General features: G+C 60.8%; 16 protein-coding genes and 1 riboswitch. Of the genes, 2 read left to right on the top strand and 14 right to left on the bottom strand.

The genetic code is table 11. The features are described from left to right. Position 1: 1 nt before the first annotated feature. A riboswitch (FMN riboswitch) is annotated at positions 2–172 on the top strand. Between the two features lie 114 nt (positions 173–286). Then, entirely contained in the window at positions 287–796 is a 510-nt protein-coding gene (locus KW846_RS12665; RefSeq protein WP_218482540.1) for a 6,7-dimethyl-8-ribityllumazine synthase, read from the top strand. A 143-nt stretch (positions 797–939) separates the two neighbouring features. Here the strand turns inward: KW846_RS12665 and astE are convergent, their stop codons facing one another. The 7 genes from astE to KW846_RS12630 all read right to left on the bottom strand — a co-directional run bounded on the left by astE (position 940) and on the right by KW846_RS12630 (position 8,860). Beyond that, complete coding sequence (gene astE, locus KW846_RS12660) at positions 940–1,950, bottom strand: succinylglutamate desuccinylase (RefSeq protein ID WP_218482538.1); 1,011 nt, start codon at positions 1,948–1,950, stop codon at positions 940–942. A gap of 12 nt (positions 1,951–1,962) precedes the next feature. Then, the gene (locus KW846_RS12655; RefSeq protein WP_007971029.1) at positions 1,963–2,253 is read right to left on the bottom strand and encodes a hypothetical protein; all 291 of its coding nucleotides are present in this window, start codon (positions 2,251–2,253) and stop codon (positions 1,963–1,965) included. Between the two features lie 62 nt (positions 2,254–2,315). After that, a complete protein-coding gene (gene astB / locus KW846_RS12650; protein WP_102699826.1) occupies positions 2,316–3,662 on the bottom strand; it encodes an N-succinylarginine dihydrolase in 1,347 nt (448 codons plus the stop codon). 164 nt (positions 3,663–3,826) lie between these two features. Continuing rightward, positions 3,827–5,296, bottom strand: a complete 1,470-nt coding sequence (gene astD, locus KW846_RS12645) for a succinylglutamate-semialdehyde dehydrogenase (protein WP_218482965.1) — start codon at positions 5,294–5,296, stop codon at positions 3,827–3,829. Next, positions 5,293–6,318, bottom strand: coding sequence for an arginine N-succinyltransferase (gene astA, locus KW846_RS12640; protein WP_218482535.1), 1,026 nt, complete (start codon positions 6,316–6,318; stop codon positions 5,293–5,295). The genes astD and astA overlap by 4 nt, the downstream gene beginning before the upstream one ends. An 87-nt stretch (positions 6,319–6,405) precedes the next feature. Beyond that, positions 6,406–7,425, bottom strand: coding sequence for an arginine/ornithine succinyltransferase subunit alpha (aruF, locus tag KW846_RS12635; RefSeq protein ID WP_007971023.1), 1,020 nt, complete (start codon positions 7,423–7,425; stop codon positions 6,406–6,408). A 214-nt stretch (positions 7,426–7,639) separates the two neighbouring features. After that, positions 7,640–8,860 (bottom strand): aspartate aminotransferase family protein, encoded by a 1,221-nt coding sequence (locus tag KW846_RS12630; RefSeq protein ID WP_007971021.1) that lies wholly within the window; start codon positions 8,858–8,860, stop codon positions 7,640–7,642. 310 nt (positions 8,861–9,170) lie between these two features. Between KW846_RS12630 and KW846_RS12625 the strand changes: the two genes are divergently transcribed. After that, positions 9,171–14,108 carry a dermonecrotic toxin domain-containing protein gene (locus tag KW846_RS12625; protein WP_218482533.1) on the top strand — a complete coding sequence of 1,646 codons (4,938 nt, stop codon included), beginning with the start codon at positions 9,171–9,173 and terminating at the stop codon, positions 14,106–14,108. Positions 14,109–14,115: 7 nt separating this feature from the next. Here the strand turns inward: KW846_RS12625 and argR are convergent, their stop codons facing one another. The 7 genes from argR to acs form a co-directional block, all read right to left on the bottom strand. Next, positions 14,116–15,108 carry a transcriptional regulator ArgR gene (argR, locus tag KW846_RS12620; RefSeq protein ID WP_015096503.1) on the bottom strand — a complete coding sequence of 331 codons (993 nt, stop codon included), beginning with the start codon at positions 15,106–15,108 and terminating at the stop codon, positions 14,116–14,118. A 263-nt stretch (positions 15,109–15,371) separates the two neighbouring features. Beyond that, positions 15,372–16,136: an ABC transporter ATP-binding protein gene (locus KW846_RS12615; RefSeq protein ID WP_007971015.1), complete on the bottom strand. Its 765-nt coding sequence runs from the start codon at positions 16,134–16,136 to the stop codon at positions 15,372–15,374. Positions 16,137–16,163: 27 nt separating this feature from the next. Beyond that, positions 16,164–17,276 (bottom strand): M14 family metallopeptidase, encoded by a 1,113-nt coding sequence (locus tag KW846_RS12610; RefSeq protein ID WP_218482531.1) that lies wholly within the window; start codon positions 17,274–17,276, stop codon positions 16,164–16,166. A gap of 1 nt (position 17,277) precedes the next feature. Then, a complete protein-coding gene (locus KW846_RS12605; protein WP_007971009.1) occupies positions 17,278–17,976 on the bottom strand; it encodes an ABC transporter permease in 699 nt (232 codons plus the stop codon). Then, positions 17,973–18,662, bottom strand: a complete 690-nt coding sequence (locus KW846_RS12600; protein ID WP_007971008.1) for an ABC transporter permease — start codon at positions 18,660–18,662, stop codon at positions 17,973–17,975. The genes KW846_RS12605 and KW846_RS12600 overlap by 4 nt, the downstream gene beginning before the upstream one ends. A 91-nt stretch (positions 18,663–18,753) precedes the next feature. Beyond that, complete coding sequence (locus KW846_RS12595; protein WP_007971007.1) at positions 18,754–19,530, bottom strand: ABC transporter substrate-binding protein; 777 nt, start codon at positions 19,528–19,530, stop codon at positions 18,754–18,756. A gap of 702 nt (positions 19,531–20,232) precedes the next feature. Beyond that, a partial coding sequence (gene acs / locus KW846_RS12590; RefSeq protein WP_218482528.1) for an acetate--CoA ligase occupies positions 20,233–21,640 on the bottom strand: 1,408 nt, incomplete at its 5' end.

Genomic DNA, 21,640 nt, shown 5'->3' with positions numbered 1-21,640 from the left:
AAAACGTTCTCAGGGCGGGGTGCAACTCCCCACCGGCGGTAATTGCGCGCAATGCGCATAGCCCGCGAGCGCTTGATGGCAGCACGGCTTCGGCGGTGCCTGACAGCAAGGTCAGCAGACCCGGTGTGATCCCGGGGCCGACGGTCATAGTCCGGATGAAGAGAGAACGGGATTGACGCCGCCTAGCTCTATACCAAAGCGCCGTCCGTAGGCACTCGTGCCTGCGTAGCCTCAGATCCCCTTCGATTCATAACGCCCTGTTTTTCACACAAACAGGAGTCAGAACATGCAACCCACCGCAATTGACAGCAAAAGCAAACACCATCACGGCGAGCGCGTCGCGTTCATCCAGGCCTGCTGGCACAAGGAAATCGTCGATCAGAGCCGTAAAGGTTTCCTCGCCGAAATGATTGCCCAGGGTTATCAGGAATCCGACATCGACTTCTTCGAAGTCGGCGGTGCCTTCGAAATGCCCCTGCACGCCAAGTTGCTGGCCAAGACCGGTCGTTATGCCGGCATCGTCGCGGCCGCCCTGGTGGTGGACGGCGGGATCTACCGTCACGAGTTCGTCGCCCAATCGGTGGTCAGCGGCCTGATGCAGGTTCAACTGGAAACCGAAGTACCGGTGTTCTCGGTGTCCCTGACCCCACACCACTTCCATGCCGGCGAAGAGCACCAGAAGTTCTTCTTCGAGCATTTCGTGCATAAAGGCCAGGAAGCGGCGAAGACTTGTGCGGATACGCTGATGAAAATCCGCACGCTGCGCCGCACTGAACCGCGCGCGGTAGCCGTCTAATGGCTAAGTGAGGTCTACGGCCTCACTCAAAACCAAATGTGGGAGCGGGCTTGCTCGCGAAAGCGGTGCAACAGTCACATCGATGCTGGATGTGCCACCGTCTTCGCGAGCAAGCCCGCTCCCACATTGGTTCTACGCAGATTTCAGGCGAGGTTTTCGTCGGTCGTCGGCACCACCAGGATGCCGGCACGCAAACCATTCTTCACCTTGGGGTTGGGGAAGATGATCCGGGCACCCTTTTCTTCGATGATCCAGCGGGTGTTGGCGATGTCTTCCGCCAGCAGGTAACCCACTTCCAGCTCCGAGAAGTTCTCGACATCCGCCGGCAGGTTCAGGCGAAAGCTGTCGCTGTGCTTGATGATTTCCCGCGCCACGCTGTACAGCTGCAAACCGTCCAGTGCCGCTTCAGTCAGTTCCGGCTCGGTGCCTTCGATGATCTGCTTGAGGCGCGCCTCCAGCAGCGACACGTTGACCCCGGCGTTCTGCCCGAACGGCCGCGCCTTGCCCAATTCCAGGGTGAAGGCCTCGGCACCGAGCTTGTCGTAGGTGTAGGCGCTGAACACGATGGACGGCTTGTTCTGCAGCAACACCGCCTCCATGCCAGCGGCACGCAGGCGCGCCAGTTCCTGACGCGAATGCTGGCGGTCTTCTTTCCACGGGTACAAGGCGAACTGCTCGATTTTCGAGCCACGAATCGCCGTGTGCAGGTCGTAGTGCAAGCGCTGACGGTCCGGCAGGCTGAAGAAGCTGGCCGCCAAACGCTCCAGCTCGCAGGCGCGCAGGGCTTCGGAGCCGCTGCTTTGTTCGTGACGGCCGTTGAACAGCCGATTGACGTCCTGCTCGACGAAACGCTCGCCTTTGCGAATCGCTTCGGGGTTGCCGAACAGGAACAGAATACGTGCGCGCGGCTTCAGATCGCCGCGGGCAATGTCGTGCAACAGGCGATCGAGCAACTCGATCGGCGCTGTTTCGTTGCCGTGGATCCCCGCCGACAGCAGCAGGTCAAGACCATTGTCACGCGCTTCAGGTGGCCGGACTTCCAGCGCACCTTCGCTCAACCAGCGCATGCGCACGCCTTCGACAGTCAGTTGAGTCTTCTCCGCCGGTTCGCGGCCGGCGAGGGTCAGTTCAAGCAGTTTGCCGAGGGCGAGCATAGAGCGGTTTCCTTAGTGATCGTGGTTGCAGTCCGGGCCGTGAACATGGTCCTCATCGTCGGTGAGGTCAGCCGGTTCCATCTCCAGTTGCAGACTTACCAGATTAGTCGCCAATGGGCGCAGCAGCAGGTTGGCGTATTCGGCATCGCCTTCTTCGACGTCCACGCCGATCAGCAACTGGCCACGGCCGTCCTGCTGGATCCACAGCTCTTTGCCTTGCCACAGGACCGCGACGCGGGTGCAGGACGTCTCCAGTTGCGTGCCATCGGTGTCTTCAAGGATCAGCTGCAGGGTATCGCTCATGTGTTTACGCTCTCGTTTGAGATGAAGCGACGCACTGCCATCCGGGGCACGCGCGTCGTCGATCAATTGATCTGGAATGGATAAACCGCGCCCAGTTTAAGGATTTGCGTCAGTTCATCCAGTGCCGTCCGGCACTCAAGCAACAATTGCGGGTCCGCCAGATCGTTTTCGGTCATGCGGTCGCGGTAGTGCTTCTCGACCCATTCGGTCAGAGTGCCGTACAACGGTGCCGTCATGATAACCCCTGGGTTGACGGCCGCCAGTTCGGTTTCGTTGAGTGCGACGCGCAACCGCAGGCAAGCCGGGCCACCGCCGTTCTGCATGCTCTGCTTGAGATCGAAGACTTTCACTTCGCGGATCAGCCCGCCGGAGCTGGTCAAACCCTGCAAGTATTGCCAGACACGCTCGTTGCCACGGCATTCTTCCGGCACGATCAACAGCATGGAGCCGTCAGGACGCGACAGCAGTTGGCTATTGAACAGGTAGGAACGAACCGCGTCTTCCACACTGACTGCGGAACGCGGTACGCAGACTGACTGAAATTTCCCACCGGCCTTGGCGAGTTTGCTCTGCAGCTCGGCCAGCATCTTCTCGGTCTCGAGGAACGCGTCCTCGTGATAGAACAGCACCTCGCCATTACCCACGGCGATCACGTCGTTGTGGAACACGCCCTGATCGATCACCGACGGGTTCTGCTGGGCGTAGACCACGCCGTCATCGCTCAAGCCGTGCAGACGGGCAACGGCCTGGGACGCTTCGAGGGTCTGGCGCGCCGGGTACTTCTGTGGAGCCGGATAGCGGGTGTCGAACGCGCTGCGGCCGAACACGAAGAACTCGACACCGGCTTCGCCGTATTCACGGCAGAAACGCGTGTGGTTGGCCGCCCCTTCGTCACCGAACTGCGCCACGGCCGGCAAGGCGGCATGGTGGGCGAAGTGTTTCTGGTCAGCGAACATCGCACCCAGCACGCGGCTGGTGGTCGGGTGTTCGATGCTGCGGTGATATTTGCAGTTGAGGTTGGCAGCGGTGAAATGCACACGGCCGTCAGCGGTGTCGGCGCTCGGGCTGACGGTGGCGGCGTTGGCCACCCACATGCTCGAGGCCGAGCAACTGGCTACCAGCAGCGGCATCGCGTCTTTGGCAGCGCGCTCGATCACTTGAGCGTCAGTGCCGCCAAAGCCCAGGCGACGCAGTGCGGCCACATCCGGGCGCTCTTGCGGTGCCAGCACGCCTTGCTGGAAACCCATTTCCATCAGCGCTTTCATCTTCGCCAGGCCCTGCAGCGCCGCTTCCTTGGGGTTGGAAGACTGCTGGCTGTTGCTCTGGGACGCGACGTTGCCATAGGACAGGCCGCCGTAGTTATGGGTCGGCCCCACTAGACCGTCAAAATTGACTTCATAGGATTTCATCAGCGAGGCTCCACGAGAATCTGTTGTTATAGGCATCGAGTAACAATTGATTTAGACCGAGGCGCGGCCTTCGCGGGCAAGCCCGCTCCCACAGGTTCAGCAGTGTTCACAAATTTTGTGTTCGACGCAGTCCTTTTGGGAGCGGGCTTGCCCGCGAATGGGCGCTACGCCATTTTCACGCCTGGCGTCAGGGCCGCAGGCAACACCAGGCTCGGCGTTTCCAGCGAGGCCACCGGGTACGCGCAGTAATCCGCCGCGTAGTAGGCACTGGCGCGATGGTTGCCCGAGGCGCCGACGCCGCCGAAGGGCGCGCTGCTCGCGGCACCGGTCAGTTGCTTGTTCCAGTTGACGATACCGGCACGGCTTTCCAGCCAGAATTGCTGGTAACGCGCTTCGGAGTCCGACAGCAAACCGGCGGCCAGACCGTAGGCAGTGTCGTTGGCTTCAGCGATAGCCGCTTCAAAATCAGCGTAGCGGATCACTTGCAGCAACGGGCCGAACAGCTCTTCGTCAGGACGATCGGCAACGGCGGTCACGTCCAGGATGCCAGGGGTCAGCAAGGCCGACTGAGCCTGAGGCTGGGTCATTTCCAGCAGCGCCACGGCGCCATTGGCCAACAGGTGTTGCTGGGCATCCATCAGCGCTTTTGCCGCACCGAGGGAAACCACCGAGCCCATGAACGGTGCCGGTTGTTGATCGAAAGCACCGACTTCAATAGTCGCGCTGACGGCCACAAGGCGCGCCAGCAGCGAGTCGCCCCAGGCGCCTTGCGGCACCAGCAAGCGACGGGCACAGGTGCAACGCTGGCCGGCAGAGATGAACGCCGACTGAATGATGGTGTACACCGCGGCATCGAGGTCGGCGACCTGATCGACCACCAGCGGGTTGTTACCGCCCATCTCCAGCGCGAGGATCTTGTCCGGACGACCGGCGAACTGCTGGTGCAGGTGGTTGCCGGTGCGGCTGGAACCGGTGAAGAACAGCCCGTCGATGCCCGGGTTCGCCGCCAGGGCGATACCGGTTTCGCGAGCGCCTTGCAGCAGGTTCAACACGCCCGCCGGCAGACCGGCCTCGATCCAGCACTTGACCGTCAGTTCGGCCACTTTCGGTGTCAGCTCGCTGGGCTTGAACAGCACGCTGTTACCGGCCAGCAATGCCGGCACGATGTGGCCGTTCGGCAAGTGGCCCGGGAAGTTGTAAGGACCAAATACCGCGACTACACCGTGAGGCTTGTGGCGCAGCACAGCGGTGGCGTCGCCCAGCGGGCCGCTCTTCTCGCCGGTACGTTCGCGGTAGCTCTGCACCGAGATGGCGATCTTGTTGACCATGCTGGTGACTTCGGTCGCCGCTTCCCACAGGGGTTTGCCGGTTTCTTCGCCGATGGTGCGGGCCAGTTCGTCCGCATGATTCTTCAGCGCGGCAGCAAAGGCTTCCAGCACCGAGATACGCTCTTGCAGGGTACGCCGCGCCCAGCCCGGGAACGCCTGACGCGCCGCCTGCACAGCCGACTCGACCTGAGCGGCGGTGGCACCGACGCCGGACCACAGCACCTGCTGGGTCACCGGGTTCAACGATTCGAAGGCTTCGCCCTGTCCGGTCAGCCATTCACCTGCAATGTAAAGCGACTTCATTATTTCGACTCCCGAGCTGCGGACAACGCCACGGCGCGCACTTGATCGCCAGCGTTGAGTTGAAGACGTTTGGCGGTCTGCGGATCGACCACCAGGGTGCCGGCGGCCAGACGTGCCGGCGCAGCAGTGATGCGGCAGTCTTCGCGCTTGCGGTTGTGGATGATAAATGGCGTGGCGTCGTCACCCGGCGTGCCGACGGCCAGCACCAGCGCCTGGCTGTCGCGTACTGCACGGATCTTGCCGGTTTCGCATTCGATGGCCGGGCCTGCGTCGAAAATGTCGACGTATCCCTGGTAGCTGAAACCTTCGCTCTTGAGCATGGCCAGCGCCGGCTCGGTGTCCGGGTGCACCTTACCGATCACGTTGCGCGCATCCGGCGACAGGAAGCAGGTGTACAGCGGGAATTTCGGCATCAGTTCGGCGATGAACGCCTTGTTGCCCACGCCGGTCAGGTAATCGGCCTGGCTGAATTCCATCTTGAAGAAGTGACGCCCCAGGCTTTCCCAGAACGGCGAACGCCCGGCTTCGTCGGAAACACCGCGCATTTCGGCGATGATCTTGTTGCCGAACAGTTGCGGGAATTCGGCGATGAACAGCATCCGCGCCTTGGACAGCATGCGGCCATTGAGACCGCTGCGGTAATCGGCGTGCAGGAACAGCGAGCACAGCTCGGAGTTGCCGGTCAGGTCGTTGGCCAGGAACAGCGTCGGGATTTCGCGATAGATGTTCAGCTCTTGGGAAGCGCTGACCGTCAGACCGACCCGGAAGTTGTACCAGGGCTCTCGCAGGCCGACGGCGCCGGCAATGGCGGAAATGCCCACCACGCGACCGTCGTCGTCTTCGAGCACGAACAGGTAGTCCGCGTCGCCCCGCCCGGCTTCGCCGCGAAAGGTCTTCTCGGCCCAGCCGACCCGATGGGCCAGACGCTCTTCGTTGGCCGGCAAGGTGGTCAGGCCGGTGCCGGTGCTGCGGGCCAGGTCGATCAGAGCGGGTAAATCGCTGCTGCGTACGGGACGAACGATCATGCTATCTCCTCAAACGGGCCGCTTGCGCCACCCGTGAAACTCGCTGCTTTACTAAGCATTCACTCTTTATAGGCATAGCAGCAGGCGTTAAACCGCCACCAGGCGCACGCTGGCACCTTCACCGACACCCAGGGCTTCGGCCGCTTCCAGGTCCAGGGTCACCGGTTTACCCGGCGCGTAGTCAAGCTCGAGCATGACTGCGCGGTAGTCCTGCAACTGGGCGTTGGCCACCAGGTACTGGCGACCGACACCTTTGACCGGCTCGCCGATCTTCACCGGCACTACGCGGCTCTGGGCGATCGAACGGATCCCCGAGACGCGGGCATGCAGGGTCGGGCCGCCGTCGAAAATGTCGATGTAGTGATCGGTCTCGAAGCCTTCGCGCATCAGGATGTCGAAGGTGATCTGCGCCCGCGGATGCACCTGGCCCATCGCTTCTTGCGCGGAGTCCGGCAGCAGGGGCACGTAGATCGGGTAATGCGGCATCAGTTCGGCGAGGAATGTACGGCTCTTCAGGCCGCACAGACGCTCGGCTTCAGCGTAGTTGAGGTCGAAAAAGTTGCGCCCTATGGCATCCCAGAATGGCGAGTCGCCGTTTTCATCGCTGTAACCGACGATCTCGGTCACCACGGAATCGGCAAAACGCTCCGGATGGCTGGCCACGAACAGCAAGCGGCCGCGGGAGTTGAGTTCCGACCACGGCGAACCCACCAGATCGCGCTGCACGTAGAAACTGGTCAGCAAACTGTTGCCGGTCAGGTCGTGGCACTGCGAGAGCACGTGGATCTTGTTGTGAATCTTCAGCTCGCGCGAAGCGTGCACGAAGGTTTCGTTGCGAAAGCTGTAGAACGGCTCGGAGTAACCGGCCGACGCCACGATGGCCGAACAACCGACCAGCTTGCCGGTGGCAGAGTCTTCGAGGACGAAGAAATAGCTTTCCTCACCGTTGAAGCTCACTTCGGCGGCGAACGAGGCTTCGCTCGCCGCGATCTTGTCGCTCAGGCGCTCAACGTCATCCGGCAAGGAAGTGACACCAATCGGACTGTCCGCAGCCAGACGCTGTACCTCGCCCAGATCAGCCATTTGCGCGGGGCGCATCACCAGCATGGTGTCACTCCTTTATCTCAGAACTTACAGAAGAAAAATCCCGGGCCTACACAGAGATCAGTGTGGGAGCGGGCTTGCTCGCGAAAGCGGTGGGTCAGACAGTAAAAATGTTGACTGATACACCGCTTTCGCGAGCAAGCCCGCTCCCACATTTGATCGTGCCCGGCATCAAAATTGGGTTCGACGCCTGAACGGTCAGGCGTCGAAGGGTCTATCAGGCTTGCGTCAGTTTTGCCGCGGCACGTTCGAAGCGGTCCAGGCCGGCATCGATATCGGCGTCTTCCACCACCAGGCTTGGCGCGAAACGCACCACGTCCGGGCCGGCTTGCAGGACCATCAGGCCTTCTTTTTCAGCGGCGTTGAAGATGTCCTTGGCCTTGCCTTTCCACGCATCGCTCAACACGCAGCCGATCAACAGGCCCATGCCACGCACCTTGGTGAACAGGCCGTATTTTTCACCGATCTGCTCAAGGCGCGCCTTGAACTTGTCGTGCTTGGCCTTGACGCCGGCCAGCACCTCAGGGGTGTTGATCACGTCGATCACGGCTTCCGCGACCGCACACGCCAGCGGGTTGCCGCCGTAGGTGGTGCCGTGGGTGCCGACGACCAGGTGCTTGGCCAGGTCTTCAGTAGTCAGCATGGCTGCGATCGGGAAACCACCGCCCAGGCTCTTGGCGCTGGTCAGGATGTCCGGAGTCACGCCGTAATGCTGGTAGGCGAACAGGTGGCCGGTACGGCCCATGCCGGTTTGCACTTCGTCGAAGATCAGCAATGCGTTGTGCGCGGTGCACAGTTCGCGGGCACCTTGCAGGTATTCGAGTTCAGCCGGGATGACACCGCTTTCGCCCTGGATCGGCTCCAGCACCACAGCGCAAGTCTTGTCGGAAATGGCGGCTTTCAGCGCGGCCAGATCGTTGTACGGCACATGGGTGATGCCGGTGATCTTCGGACCGAAACCATCGGAGTACTTCGACTGGCCACCGACGTTCACGGTGAACAGGGTACGGCCGTGGAAGCTGTTGAGCGCGGCGATGATCTCGTACTTCTCGCTGCCGAAACGGTCGAAGCCGACACGACGGGCCAGCTTGAAGGCGGCCTCGTTGGCTTCGGCACCGGAGTTGCAGAAAAAGGCGCGGTCGGCAAAGGTGGCGTCGACCAGCTTGTGCGCCAGGCGCAGGGCCGGCTCATTGGTGAACACGTTGGACACGTGCCACAGCTTGTTCGCCTGCTCGGTCAAGGCACCGACCAGCGCCGGATGCGCATGGCCCAATACGTTAACGGCAATCCCGCCGGCGAAGTCGATCAGCTCGCGACCGGACTGGTCCCAGACGCGGGAACCGGCGCCACGCACAGGAATGAATGCGGCAGGCGCATAGTTGGGAACCATTACCTGATCGAAATCGGCGCGTTGTACCGCAGCGTGCTCAACGGACATCGGAGTCTCCTGAAGAGAAAACACTCGCCTGAAACTGGCGAGCGATGGGGGGATTGTAAGGACAGTTTTCAGCCCGGCCTTGCCGCCAAGCGACAACTTCTTATAGCGCAAACCCCGGATTTTCCCGGGTTTACGGCAATGCGACATATAGGGTCGCAAAGGCGCAGTTTAACTGGCGGCGGACGTTTGCGGCAGGTCGCTGTGTCGTAACCCATGCCGATTCCATGAATGCGGTAGATATGTACCGCGTGTCGTCTTCGATTACGGGTTTTCCTGACGGTCTATCAACCGCGAGGGTGGACCTATCCCCATGAATACCGAAAATCCCGACATCCCTGAGACTTTCAGGCCCGACGCGCATTACCAGCATCTGATGAACGTCATTCCACCCTGGCTTCGCCAAACCACGCCACGAAGGCGTGAAGCGCTGCGCAACATCAAGCCGGTGTTGCCCACGCCCATCAGGGATGCATCCGAAGATCAACACGCCGAACTCGGTCGACTCATTACCCGGCAGACGACAAGCCAGAACCGGGTCGATCACGCCCTGGCGAATCTGCTGAACCCCGCAGCCTTCGCCGAACCCATGCTCAAGGGCGCACTCAAGACACGTTTCGGCCTGGAAGTGGACGTCAGTAAAATCTTTCTGCGCCTTTACATGCCCGCGCACATCCCCTGGCTGCGCCTGAAGTCCGGAGCCGCGCGCACCTGGACCGTGTCGTTGCTGGACGCTGCGCTGCACAACTTCGAAAGCGCCGAAACCGAAGCCGACGCCTTTGAACCCGCCTCGACTTACATCACCGCGCCCTCTTCCACCGGGCAATTCAGCACCCTGCCACAGATTCTGGCGAAGATGCCCATCACGGCGTTCACCCAACTGTGCCGCGAACTCGACATTGGCGAGCGCTATAAAAGATACCTGGAAGACAACCTTGGCATCAGCAACCCGGTGGCTGCGGCGATCCTGCAACCGAAAATTCGCGAAAGCCAAAAAACCGCACTGACCGCCGCCCTGCAGATGGCGCAGATGCAAAACCTGCTGGCCAGCGACGTTCATCAGCCGCTCCTTCGCCTGCTCTCCGATGGCCACGACCAATCCTGGCGATGCCAGGAACTGACGATCATGAATGCCCGCCTGACCGGCATCGTGCTGTTCGCCCCGGAACTGGAACGCGCCCGCGAAGCAGTCCGGGTAGTGGCCTACATTCCTGACGACCCCGAACACCCCATCAAGCAATACCCCTCATCGGCGGCATTCGCCAAGGAACTGAGCCAGCGCCTGCGCGCGCCCGACTATCAACAATTTTTCAGTCGCTTTATCAATCATGAAGACCGCGGTTACTTCTTCGCCGAGCTGAACAATCGTCTCGACCCCATCACCTGGCAACCGGTCCCACCCGGCGATTCACGGCCGACCTGGAGAGAAACCCCCAACCAGCGTCCCGACCTGCAAATGGCAGCAACGCCGATCAGAGGCGACCTGTGGGTCCATCTCTATCAACGCAAACTCGACAAGATCCTCAATGACGCGCGTGTGATCGCAGTGTCGACGGCCACGGTCGACCGCAAGGCCCGATGGGCGTTATGGGACTCCTTCACGGAAATCGCCTCGGCGCTGCTGAACATCGCAGCCTTCATCGCGTTGCCGTTCGTCCCGTTCCTTGGCGAACTGATGCTGGCTTACACCGCCTATCAGCTGCTGGATGACACCTTCGAAGCTGTTGTCGACTGGGCTGAAGGCCTGACCAACGAAGCCTTCGAGCATTTCATGGGGATGGTTGAATCTGCAGTGCAACTGGGCACTTTCGCGGCCGGTGGCATGATCGCCGTCAGCGAATTTCGCGCGGTCCTGCCCCGGGAGGTCGTGCAATTCATTGACCGCTTCAACGCCGTGAAACGCCCCAATGGCGAAACCCGCTACTGGAAGCCTGACCTGACACCTTACGAACAAACCGTCGCAATCCCCAACGACGCAAAACCCGACTCGATGGGACTGCACGCCCATCAAGGCAAAACCCTGCTGACACTGGACAACAGCCGTTACTCCGTGACCGAGGATCCGTTGACGGGGCGCCATCGTATCCAGCACCCCACGCGTCCCGAAGCTTACCAACCCACCCTGAGGCACAACGGAAAAGGCGCCTGGCACACCGAACTCGAGCAGCCACTGACCTGGGACCAGGCCACCCTGCTGCGGCGTATCGGTCCGGACATGCAGCGTTTTTCCGCGAGCGAACGCGAGCGCATCCTCAGCATCAGCGGCTGCCACGAAAACGCCTTGCGCAAGATGCATGTCGACGCCGAACAACTACCGCCGCTGCTGGCCGACACCCTCAAACGCTTCAAAATTGATCAGGACCTGCAGATCTTCATTGATCAAATCGGCAGCAATCGTGCGGACAATTACCTGAAGGCTGATCCGCTGATGCAACTGGAACTGCTCTGCGACTACGGTGACTGGTCAGCGGACAAGGGGCTGCGACTGATCGATGCAACTGGTGAAACCCTCTGGGAGCGCGGCGCGGGCAACCAGGTCGTGGTGCAGATCGACCTGGCGCAACTGGACGATGGCGACCTGATCACCCCCCTGCTGCAACACCTCGACAACACCGACGCACGCTCAGTGCGCCGCCACCTGGCAACGCTTGCCATAGCCAAGCGGGAAACCCTCTTCAGCCAGCGCTACCGCAAGATCGAACAAGGTGCGCGCCCCTTGGTCCAGCGCATTATCGACAGCGAACCCGGTTTGCCAACCAGCCTCGCCGAAGCACTGCTAGACAGCGCCAGTGCCACGGAACGCGAGCAACTGGAGCGTGGAACATTGTCCAAACGCCTCACGGAACTGGCACAGGAGGCCGGCCTGCAAGTGCGCGTCACTCGCGCTTATGAGGGGCTCGAGCTGTACTCGACGCGCAACCATCTCGATACCGATCGCCTGACGCTACACACCCTGGAACGCTTGCCTGGCTGGTCGGGACAACTGCGCCTGGAAATCCGCCAATACACCCACAATGGGCCGCTGATCGACAGTATTGGCGAGCTGGACGCGCCCTTGCGCAAGGTGCTGGTGTTGACCGATGAAGGGGCGTATCAGGCCTACGATGAAACCGGTGAACAGCTCAGTAGCACCGACTCCCTCTATTCCAGCCTGTTACAGGCACTGCCCGACAGCGAGCGAATCGCCCTCGACCTCAACATCGGTGAGGGCGAAAGGCTCAAGCAGCTGATTCGCACCCGCGCGCTCACTCGTGAAGCATTGCGTGCGCTGCTGGCGCACCGGCCGAACCTCAAGCCCGCCTACGATCCGGCGGTGATGCGTTTGCTGGGCGGGGGCGATGGTTATCACCGGATGCCGGCCAATACCCCTTCATTACAAAGCCACATCTATCGGCTGTTTCCCCATCTGAGCCCAGAGGAACTGCAAGCCTTTGCCGCACGATTGCAAGGCACGCCCGGCGGACCGCGCGCAGAACTCCAGCGCCTGTTCTATCAACACGCGCAATTGTTTGAGCAATTGAACGCCTGGCGCGAAGAGATCCCGCTGTATGTTCCGGGCACGCAAATCCGCTTGAGCATCGAGCAGCTCGCCAGTCAACGGCTTGCGCGTCGGCAAATGACAGCCAGTTTGCTCGACGGCTGGCGGCGTCAGGCCACCTACGACAGCGCCCATGGCGTACCGGTTTCCTTTGAGTTTTCCCAGCCGGTTGTTGGCGAGCTGCCAAAGTTGAACGTCGATTTCCCTCAGGTGCGCAGCGTGACGCTTGAAGGTCATCGTGCCACCCAGGGCGTGAATGATTTTTTGAAGGGTTTTTCCAGCCTCAACCGCCTGGCACTACGCAACTTCGAACTGGGGCAGTTGCCGGACGCCATTGCCCAATGGCCCCAACTCGACGCACTCATCCTCAGCGACTGCGCCGTGACCCTCACAGAGCAGAGTCGCGCCACCCTGTCTGCCCTGACCCAATTGACTGCGCTCGACCTGTATAAAAACCCGCTCGGTGAGTGCCCTTCCCTGGCAAACATGCCAAAGCTGAACTACGTCGATCTTTCCGGTACCGGAATTACCCGCATTCCCGAGGGTCTGGTGAATCACCCGAGCATTCGAACCGCCATTTTGAATGACAACCAGATCACCGAATTGCCCACCACCCTCTTCGATCTGCCCGGCAACATCACCGAGGGATTTGATTTTGGCAACAACCCTCTGCCCCCGAGCACCCGGGAACACATCAAGCGTCACTATCAGCGAACCGAACAGGACTTTGGAGTCCATGCCGAACAGGTCGATATCGATCGCACCAAAGCCCTTTACCCAAGTCTGGACAACGAAGAAGCCAGCGACTTTATCTACCGCTTACCCGGCACACTCGCAGAGGGTCGAGCCGACCTGACCCGTCGCGAGCTCGAACTCACCCGACTCGGTACCGAGCTGAGCCGGTGGACGGCCGATGTGCCCGACACCCATTCCGTTACTGGCGTCCCGCTGACGGCCGACGAGATGTTTGCCGAGCACGTCAAAAGAGACGAATTCAAGCAAAACCTGGAACGCTGCTGGCGCCAGATCCCCATCGAAAGCATGGCCGTGGGTGAGTACGGATTCGTCTCACACCTGGCCATCATGGGTGACCTGCCGACGCTGTCAGCCGACTTCAGTCATGTGCCCGAAATGTACCTGACGACCGCCCAAGGCATTGCACCTGGGCTTGGCCGGTTCCTGGACAGTTTTGCCAACCTGGATACCCTGACCGTACGCGGATACCGACTGGGCAACCTTCCCGAAGCCATCTTCAGAATGGGCAGGTTGTCGGTGCTGAGCTTGTCGGAGTGCGGCATTACGCTGACTCAGGAAACCGTAGAAGCCCTGGCGGGCATGGAGCACCTTGACCACTTGAGCCTGCGGGACAATCCACTCGGCCCAAGCCCTGACCTTAGCCATATGACAGAAATATCCTCACTGGACTTGAGCCATACGGGCATCACTGAAATCCCCAAGGGCGTGCTGAGCATCACGACCTGGACCGACGTCGACCTGAGCTTCAACGCCATTACCGAGATGCCGCCCGAACTCATGGAGGTGGACCCGGGTGTCGGAGAAAGCTTTGACTTCAGCGGCAACCCGTTCAATGCGCAAAGCTTGCAACGCATCGCGGCGTACTTTCGCGCAACCGAGAATGATCTGGGTATCGACGTAATAGCCGACATGCCGGTGCCTGAGGATGAGGCGCCCGACACCGACATTGAAGACTGAGTACCGGCTAACCGCGTTCCGGTGGCACCGATGACAATTCGAACGGGCTGCTGCTGCGCCGCTGGTTGCGATCTTCCCGCGGCGTGGCACCGAAGAAGTTGCGGTAGGCGCTGGAGAAATGCGGTCCCGAGGAGAAGCCACAGGACAGGCCGATCTGAATGATCGACTTGCTGGTTTGCATCAACATCTGCCGGGCCTTGTTCAGGCGCAACTCCAGGTAGTACTGGCTCGGCACACGGTTGAGGTATTGCTTGAAGATCCGCTCCAGCTGCCGACGGGACACGCACACGTGCTGGGCGATTTCGTCGGTGGTCAACGGTTCTTCGATGTTGGCTTCCATCAGCAACACGGCTTGCGTGAGCTTCGGATGGCTGGAACCGAGACGGTTCTGCAACGGGATACGCTGGCGCTCGCCGCCCTCGCGGATGCGCTCGACCACCAGTTCTTCGGAGACCGCACCCGCCAGCTCCGCTCCATGGTCGCGGGCCAACACGGCCAGCAACAGGTCGAGCACCGACATGCCGCCGCACGCGGTCAGGCGATCACGATCCCAGTCGAACAGGTGGCTGGTGGCGATGACCTTGGGGAAACGTTCGGCGAAATCGTCCTGCCAGCGCCAATGCACGGCCGCGCGATAGCCATCGAGCAAACCCAGTTGCGCCAAGGGGTACACACCGGCCGACAGGCCGCCGATCACGCAACCGGAGCGCACCAGCTGTTTGAGCGCACTGCTGAGCGCCGGCGCCAGTGCGGTCGGCGGCTCGTCAGCGAGCAGGAACAGTTTCTGGAAGTTTTCCAGCTTGCCGGTCCATGCCTCACCCGGCAATTGCCAGGCACTGTCGGCCGCGGCTTCGGTAATGGCTTCGGCTTGCAGGAACGACAGCTCGTAAACCACGTCCGGATGCACACGCTGGGCAACACGCAAGGCCTCCTCAGCCAGCGCAAGCGTCAGTGCTTTAGTGCTGGGCCAAATCAGGAAACCAATTCGATGGGCAGTCATGGTGGGCAATCCGAAGCGAAGAACAGAGATGAAGGCATGGGCCAATGCTAGCCCGTAAATGAACGCAAATCTCGAAACCGCCCTGCATCAAATCTGATCACAGATCAAATGTGGGAGCGGGCTTGCTCGCGAAGGCGGTGTGTCTGTGACATAGAAGCAAACTAACCCACCGCTTTCGCGAGCAAGCCCGCTCCCACAGGGGATTGGGGCCGGCCTCCAGATCGCGAAGCATGCACTATTCAGGTGCGCAACGGCAGTCCTGATTACTTCAAGCTGCCGGACAGGAATTGCTGCAGACGCTCCGATTGCGGGTTCACCAGCACTTCGCGCGGGTTGCCGCTTTCTTCGACCACACCCTTGTGCAGGAACACCAGCTGGTTCGACACTTCACGGGCGAAGCCCATTTCGTGCGTCACCACGACCATGGTCCGGCCTTCCTGGGCCAGGGCCTGCATGACTTTCAACACGTCGCCCACCAGCTCCGGGTCGAGGGCCGAGGTCGGTTCGTCGAACAGCATCACCTCAGGTTCCATCGCCAGTGCACGGGCAATCGCCACGCGCTGCTGCTCGCCGCCGGACATGTGGCCCGGGTAAGCATCTTTGCGATGGGCCACGCCGACCTTGTTCAGGTAGTGCTCGGCTTTTTCCCGGGCTTCTGCCTTGGACACGCCGAGCACGTGCACCGGCGCTTCCATGATGTTTTCCAGCGCGGTCATGTGCGACCACAGGTTGAAATGCTGGAACACCATCGACAGGCGCGAACGCATGCGTTGCAGCTGTTTCGGGTCGGCGGCTTTCAACGCGCCGTCCTTGTTCGCCACCAGTTTCAACTCTTCGTTGTTGAGCAGGATCTTGCCCGCGTGCGGCTGCTCCAGCAGGTTGATGCAGCGCAGGAAGGTACTTTTGCCGGAGCCACTGGAGCCGATGATGCTGATCACATCGCCGGCTGCCGCTTTCAGGGACACGCCCTTGAGCACTTCGTGACTGCCATAGCGTTTATGCAGGTCTTGGACTTCAAGTTTGTACATGCGGTCGGTTCTCACAAAAACAGTCAGTCAGTCGTTGAGCAAGCGCCCGTGACGCAGCGCTTCGCGCCCCGCCACCTTGGCCAGCCAGAAACCGGGTTGGGCATAACGCAGCCGTTCAATGGCAAACAGCACCCCGGACGTACCAGCACACACCGTGCTGACCCGATCCACCAACGGATCGATCACTTCAAAAATCTCGTCGCCCGCTTCAACCCACTCACCGGGCTTACGCAGGAAACTCACCACACCGGGGTGTGGTGCAAACAGCAATTCGGTGCCTTCGAACGGCAAGCCCTCGCAAGGCTCTTGCGCAGCTTTTGGCCATTCACCGCCGATCAGGCCTTGCTCGGCGAGGAACGCCAGAATGCCTTCGGCATAAGCCTCTGCTTCGGCGCGCCCGGTGTCGGCCTGACCACCCAATTCAATGGTAGTCGCCAGGCAGGCCAGCGGAATTTGCGCCTGCGGGAACAGACGCGACAGGCGCAACCACGGCAACGAACAGGCTTCGTCGAACGAACTGCCGCCGGAATCTTCCGCCAGCAAACCGACCCGCACGTTCAGGTGCGCAGCCAGCGAACGCCACTGCGGCCAGTGCTGCGGCAAGGCGTACATGTGCAGCGCCGCTTCGGCGTCGCAATGCAGATCCAGCACCACATCGGCGGTACAGGCGTGGCTGAGCAGAACGCGCTGCATGCCCTGCAACTGGCTGCTCGCCTCTGGCAAAGCGGCCAGATGATCGACCATCGCCTGACGGATCAGGCGAATGTTGGCGTGCGGATCGTCACCCAGGCTTTCTGCCAAGGCAGCCGCCACAGGTGCGCTCAACTCGACGAAATCGCGGTTGAAGTTCTTGCCGCTGCCCGCCTCGAAACGCCCTTGATGATTGCCCTGAAGCAGTTGACCCAGACCCAGTGGATTAGCCACCGGCACCAGTTCGACCACACCGTTGAGCAAGCCCTGGGCTTCGAGTTCGGCCAGACGCTTTTTCAGCTCGAACGCCGTGCGCATGCCCGGCAGCTCATCGGCATGCAGGCTGGCCTGGATATAGGCCTTGCGCTCGCCACTGCCGAAGCGGAACACCGAAATATGGCGTTCGCTGCCCAGGTGGCTCCACGGCAAAGCATGATCGATGCGTTCCATATCAGTGCTTCCGCGGGGCCAGGTAGCCCAGCCAGCGGCGCTCGGCCATCTTGAACAGCTTCACCAGGATGAAGGTCAGGCACAGGTAGAACACGCCGGCGGTGATGTAAGCCTCGAACGGCAGGTAGAACTGGGCGTTGACCGTGCGCGCGGCACCAGTGATGTCGATCAGGGTCACGATGGACGCCAGACTGGTGGTCTGCAGCATCATGATCACTTCGTTGCTGTACTGCGGCAGCGCCCGGCGCAGGGCCGACGGCAGCAGGATGCGCTTGTACATCTTGAAGCGCGACATGCCCATGGCCTTGGCCGCTTCGATCTCGCCGTTCGGCGTGGCGCGCAGGCTGCCGGCGATGATCTCAGCGGTGTAGGCGCTGGTGTTGATCGCGAATGCCAGGCACGCACAGAAGGTTGCGCTGGACAGCCACGGCCAGAGGAAGCTCTCACGCACCGCTTCGAATTGCGCCAGACCGTAGTAGATCAAAAACAGCTGCACCAGCATCGGTGTGCCGCGGATCACGTAGGTGTAGAGCCAGGCGGACATGTTGACCACCGAGTTCTTCGAGACGCGCATCAGGCCCAGCGGCAATGCGCACAGCAAGCCGAAGAACAGCGACAGCGCGAGCAGTTTGAGGGTGGTCACCAGGCCGCCGAAGTACAGCGGCAAGGCCTCCCAAATGACGTTGTAGTCGAAGATCATAGATCAGCCGCCCTTACGCCTACCGAGTAGCGCTTCTCAAGGTGACGCAATGCCAGCAACGACACACTGGTGATCACCAGGTACATCGCCGCCACTGCGAGGAAGAAGGTGAAAGGCTCGCGGGTGGCGTCGGCCGCCTGCTTGGCCTTGAACATCATGTCCTGCAGGCCCACCACCGAAATCAGCGCGGTCGCCTTGGTCAGAACCAGCCAGTTGTTGGTGAAACCCGGAATCGCCAGACGAATCATCTGCGGTACCAACACCCGGAAGAACACCTGCAAACTGCTCATGCCGTACGCCATGCCCGCTTCGGCCTGACCTTTGGGGATCGCCATGAACGCGCCCCGGAAGGTTTCCGACAGGTACGCACCGAAGATGAAGCCCAGGGTGCCGATACCGGCGGCCAACGGGTTCAGGTCGATGTACTCGTCAAAGCCGAGCAGCGGTGCGACGCGGTTGAGCAGGTCCTGGCCGCCGTAGAAAATCAGCAGGATCAGCACCAGGTCGGGAATACCGCGGATCACCGTGGAATACAGGTCGCCCAGCCAGGCCAGCCAGCGCACCGGCGACAGACGCAGTGCCACGCCGATCAGGCCCAGAACAATGGCCAGGGCCATGGACGACAAGGCGAGCTGAAGCGTCAGCCAAGCGCCATCGAGGATGACAGCCCCGTAGCCTTTCAACATGATTCAGGTCCTCGAAAGTTGGGATGAAAAAATGGCGCAAACCTCAGAGATCCTGCTGCTTGCGCCATTTCGGACTTGTCGCCGGGGCGTGTTACTTGCCGTAGATATCGAAGGCGAAGTACTTGTCCTGGATTTGCTTGTACTTGCCGTTCTCGCGAATGGCGGCGATGGCGGCGTTGAGCTTGTCCAGCTCAGCCTTGTCGCCCTTGCGCACCGCGATGCCTACGCCGTCGCCGAAGTACTTGACGTCGGTGAACGCAGGGCCGACAAAGGCGAAACCTTTACCGGCGTCGGTTTTCAGGAAACCGTCATCCAGAAGCGTAGCGTCTGCCACGGTGCCGTCGAGGCGGCCGGCGGCCACGTCGAGGTAAATTTCGTTCTGCGAACCGTAAGGCTTGATCTCGGCACCCAGCGGGGCCAGGACTTCGCGGGCGAAACGCTCGTGGATCGAACCACGCTGCACGCCGATGTTCTTGCCCTTGAGCTCGGTCAGGCCGTCGCTGACCTGAGTGCCGGCCTTCATGACCAGGCGAGCCGGGGTGTTGTAGTACTTGTTGGTGAAGTCCACGGACTTCTTGCGATCTTCAGTGATCGACATGGACGACAGGATCGCGTCGATCTTGCGCACTTTCAGCGCCGGGATCAGGCCGTCGAACTCTTGCTCGACCCACACGCACTTGACCTTCATCTCTTCGCACAAGGCGTTGCCGATGTCGTAGTCGAAACCAACGATGCTGCCGTCCGGTGCTTTGGAAGCGAACGGAGGGTAAGCCGCTTCGATACCAATTTTCAGAGGCTTTTCATCGGCGAAGGATGGCAGCGACAGCACGGACAGTGCCAGGGCGCCAAGCAGCACGAGTTTCTTCATCTTGGGACTCCATCGGTAAAGGGCAAAAACGGCAGAGTGAGCAACAGCCCAATATGCGAATGAGTGGAACCAGACAGCAGTGCTGCGTCCTGGGAAGCCGGTGTTTAAATTCAACACGAGCAACGACGAGCGAGTGATCGGCATTCTAACGACAGGCCCGAGGCCGATATTTCTTCAATGCGACAACAAATTACAGAAGCACCGAGAAAGTCGCTTTAGCGCGTTGACAGCCCTGCAAAATCATGCAAGAGCAAAAGATATGGAACCGATCTATATTGCAAATTGCGGGCCTATTATTGGCAAACCCTTCTAATCCGGCAAGCGCAGCGTGGGGTCTTATTTTTCAGCGGTGGTTTTTAGGCTCGGATAAGGGGCCTGGCGTTTCCCAATGCCCCGCATTGGCGCGATGCGGTTACACATTCAGTAACCTGAAAGGTCGCAGGTAACAGTAGGAAAACGCCGACAGAGAAACCCGATAATTATTGGCTGATGTTGCTGTATTGCCTATCAGGCCGCCTTCGCGAGCAAGCCCGCTCCCACATTTGATCTCGAATGGACACAGAATTTGTGTCCGCAACAGATTTAATGTGGGAGCGGGCTTGCTCGCGAAGAGGCCAGCAAATTCGACACAAAAACTTCAGACATGAAAAAGCCCCGCCAGGCTCAACACCTGACGGGGCTTCGATAACTCAGAACCGCCGCTTACGCGACATTCATCGTCTTGTGCGTATCAATCAAATGCTGCACCACACTCGGATCCGCCAGGGTAGAGATATCCCCCAACCCATCATATTCAGCGGTAGCAATCTTGCGCAGAATCCGCCGCATGATCTTGCCCGAACGAGTCTTCGGCAGCCCCGGTGCCCACTGAATCACATCCGGCGAGGCAATCGGCCCGATCTCCTTGCGCACCCAGTTCTTCAGTTCCAGGCGCAGTTGCTCGTTCGGCTCCTCGCCATTTTTCAGCGTGACATACACATAAATGCCCTGCCCCTTGATGTCGTGCGGCACACCGACCACCGCCGCTTCGGCGACTTTCGGGTGCGCGACCATCGCGCTTTCGATCTCGGCGGTGCCCATGCGGTGGCCCGAGACGTTGAGCACGTCGTCCACGCGACCGGTGATCCAGTAGTAGCCATCGGCATCGCGACGGGCGCCGTCACCGGTAAAGTACATGCCGCGGAAGGTCTTGAAGTAGGTGTCGACGAAGCGGTCGTGGTCGCCATACAGCGTCCGCGCCTGGCCCGGCCACGAATCGAGAATCACCAGGTTGCCCTCGGCCTCGCCTTCGATGATGTTGCCCAGGTTGTCCACCAGGGCCGGCACCACGCCGAAGAACGGACGTGCCGCCGAACCTGGCTTGAGGGCGTGAGCGCCCGGCAGCGGGCTCATCATGTTGCCGCCGGTTTCGGTCTGCCACCAGGTGTCGACGATCGGGCAACGGGACTTGCCGACGTTCTTGTAGTACCAGTCCCAGGCTTCCGGGTTGATCGGCTCGCCCACCGAACCCAACAGGCGCAGGCTGCTGCCATCGGCGCCTTCTACCGCGGCGGTGCCCGAGGCCATCATGGCGCGGATCGCGGTCGGTGCCGTGTAAAGGATGTTGACCTTGTGTTTGTCGACGATCTTCGCCACCCGGGTGATGTCCGGGTAGTTCGGCACGCCCTCGAACAGCAGGGTGGTCGCGCCGTTGGCCAGCGGGCCGTAGACGATGTAGCTGTGACCGGTGACCCAGCCGACGTCGGCGGTGCACCAGTAGATTTCGCCCGGACGGTAGTCGAACACGCGCTCGTGGGTCATGGCGGCGTACAACAGGTAGCCGCCGGTGGTGTGCTGCACGCCCTTCGGCTTGCCGGTGGAACCCGAGGTGTAAAGGATGAACAGCGCCTCTTCGGCACCCATCTCTTTCGGCGCGCACACGGTGCCGGCCACTTTCATCAGGTCCTCGAACCAGATGTCGCGGTGCTGGTTCCACTTGATCTGGCCACCGGTGCGCTTGCACACGATGACTTTCTGGATGCTGCTGGTTTCCGGGTTGGTCAGCGCGTCGTCGACGTTGGCCTTGAGCGGGATCTTCTTGCCGGCACGAATGCCTTCGTCGGCGGTGATC

Origin of the sequence: Pseudomonas sp. PDM32, assembly GCF_019219225.1 — a bacterium.
GTDB classification, from domain to species: domain Bacteria; phylum Pseudomonadota; class Gammaproteobacteria; order Pseudomonadales; family Pseudomonadaceae; genus Aquipseudomonas; species Aquipseudomonas laurylsulfatiphila.
This window is presented reverse-complemented; position numbering and strand designations above follow the sequence as displayed.

Coding starts and splice junctions, on each gene's coding strand:
- KW846_RS12665 (WP_218482540.1), top strand. CDS start 287: ATGCAACCCACCGCAATTGACAGCAAAAGCAAACACCATCACGGCGAG.
- astE (WP_218482538.1), bottom strand. CDS start 1,950: ATGCTCGCCCTCGGCAAACTGCTTGAACTGACCCTCGCCGGCCGCGAA.
- KW846_RS12655 (WP_007971029.1), bottom strand. CDS start 2,253: ATGAGCGATACCCTGCAGCTGATCCTTGAAGACACCGATGGCACGCAA.
- astB (WP_102699826.1), bottom strand. CDS start 3,662: ATGAAATCCTATGAAGTCAATTTTGACGGTCTAGTGGGGCCGACCCAT.
- astA (WP_218482535.1), bottom strand. CDS start 6,318: ATGATCGTTCGTCCCGTACGCAGCAGCGATTTACCCGCTCTGATCGAC.
- aruF (WP_007971023.1), bottom strand. CDS start 7,425: ATGCTGGTGATGCGCCCCGCGCAAATGGCTGATCTGGGCGAGGTACAG.
- KW846_RS12630 (WP_007971021.1), bottom strand. CDS start 8,860: ATGTCCGTTGAGCACGCTGCGGTACAACGCGCCGATTTCGATCAGGTA.
- KW846_RS12625 (WP_218482533.1), top strand. CDS start 9,171: ATGAATACCGAAAATCCCGACATCCCTGAGACTTTCAGGCCCGACGCG.
- argR (WP_015096503.1), bottom strand. CDS start 15,108: ATGACTGCCCATCGAATTGGTTTCCTGATTTGGCCCAGCACTAAAGCA.
- KW846_RS12615 (WP_007971015.1), bottom strand. CDS start 16,136: ATGTACAAACTTGAAGTCCAAGACCTGCATAAACGCTATGGCAGTCAC.
- KW846_RS12610 (WP_218482531.1), bottom strand. CDS start 17,276: ATGGAACGCATCGATCATGCTTTGCCGTGGAGCCACCTGGGCAGCGAA.
- KW846_RS12605 (WP_007971009.1), bottom strand. CDS start 17,976: ATGATCTTCGACTACAACGTCATTTGGGAGGCCTTGCCGCTGTACTTC.
- KW846_RS12600 (WP_007971008.1), bottom strand. CDS start 18,662: ATGTTGAAAGGCTACGGGGCTGTCATCCTCGATGGCGCTTGGCTGACG.
- KW846_RS12595 (WP_007971007.1), bottom strand. CDS start 19,530: ATGAAGAAACTCGTGCTGCTTGGCGCCCTGGCACTGTCCGTGCTGTCG.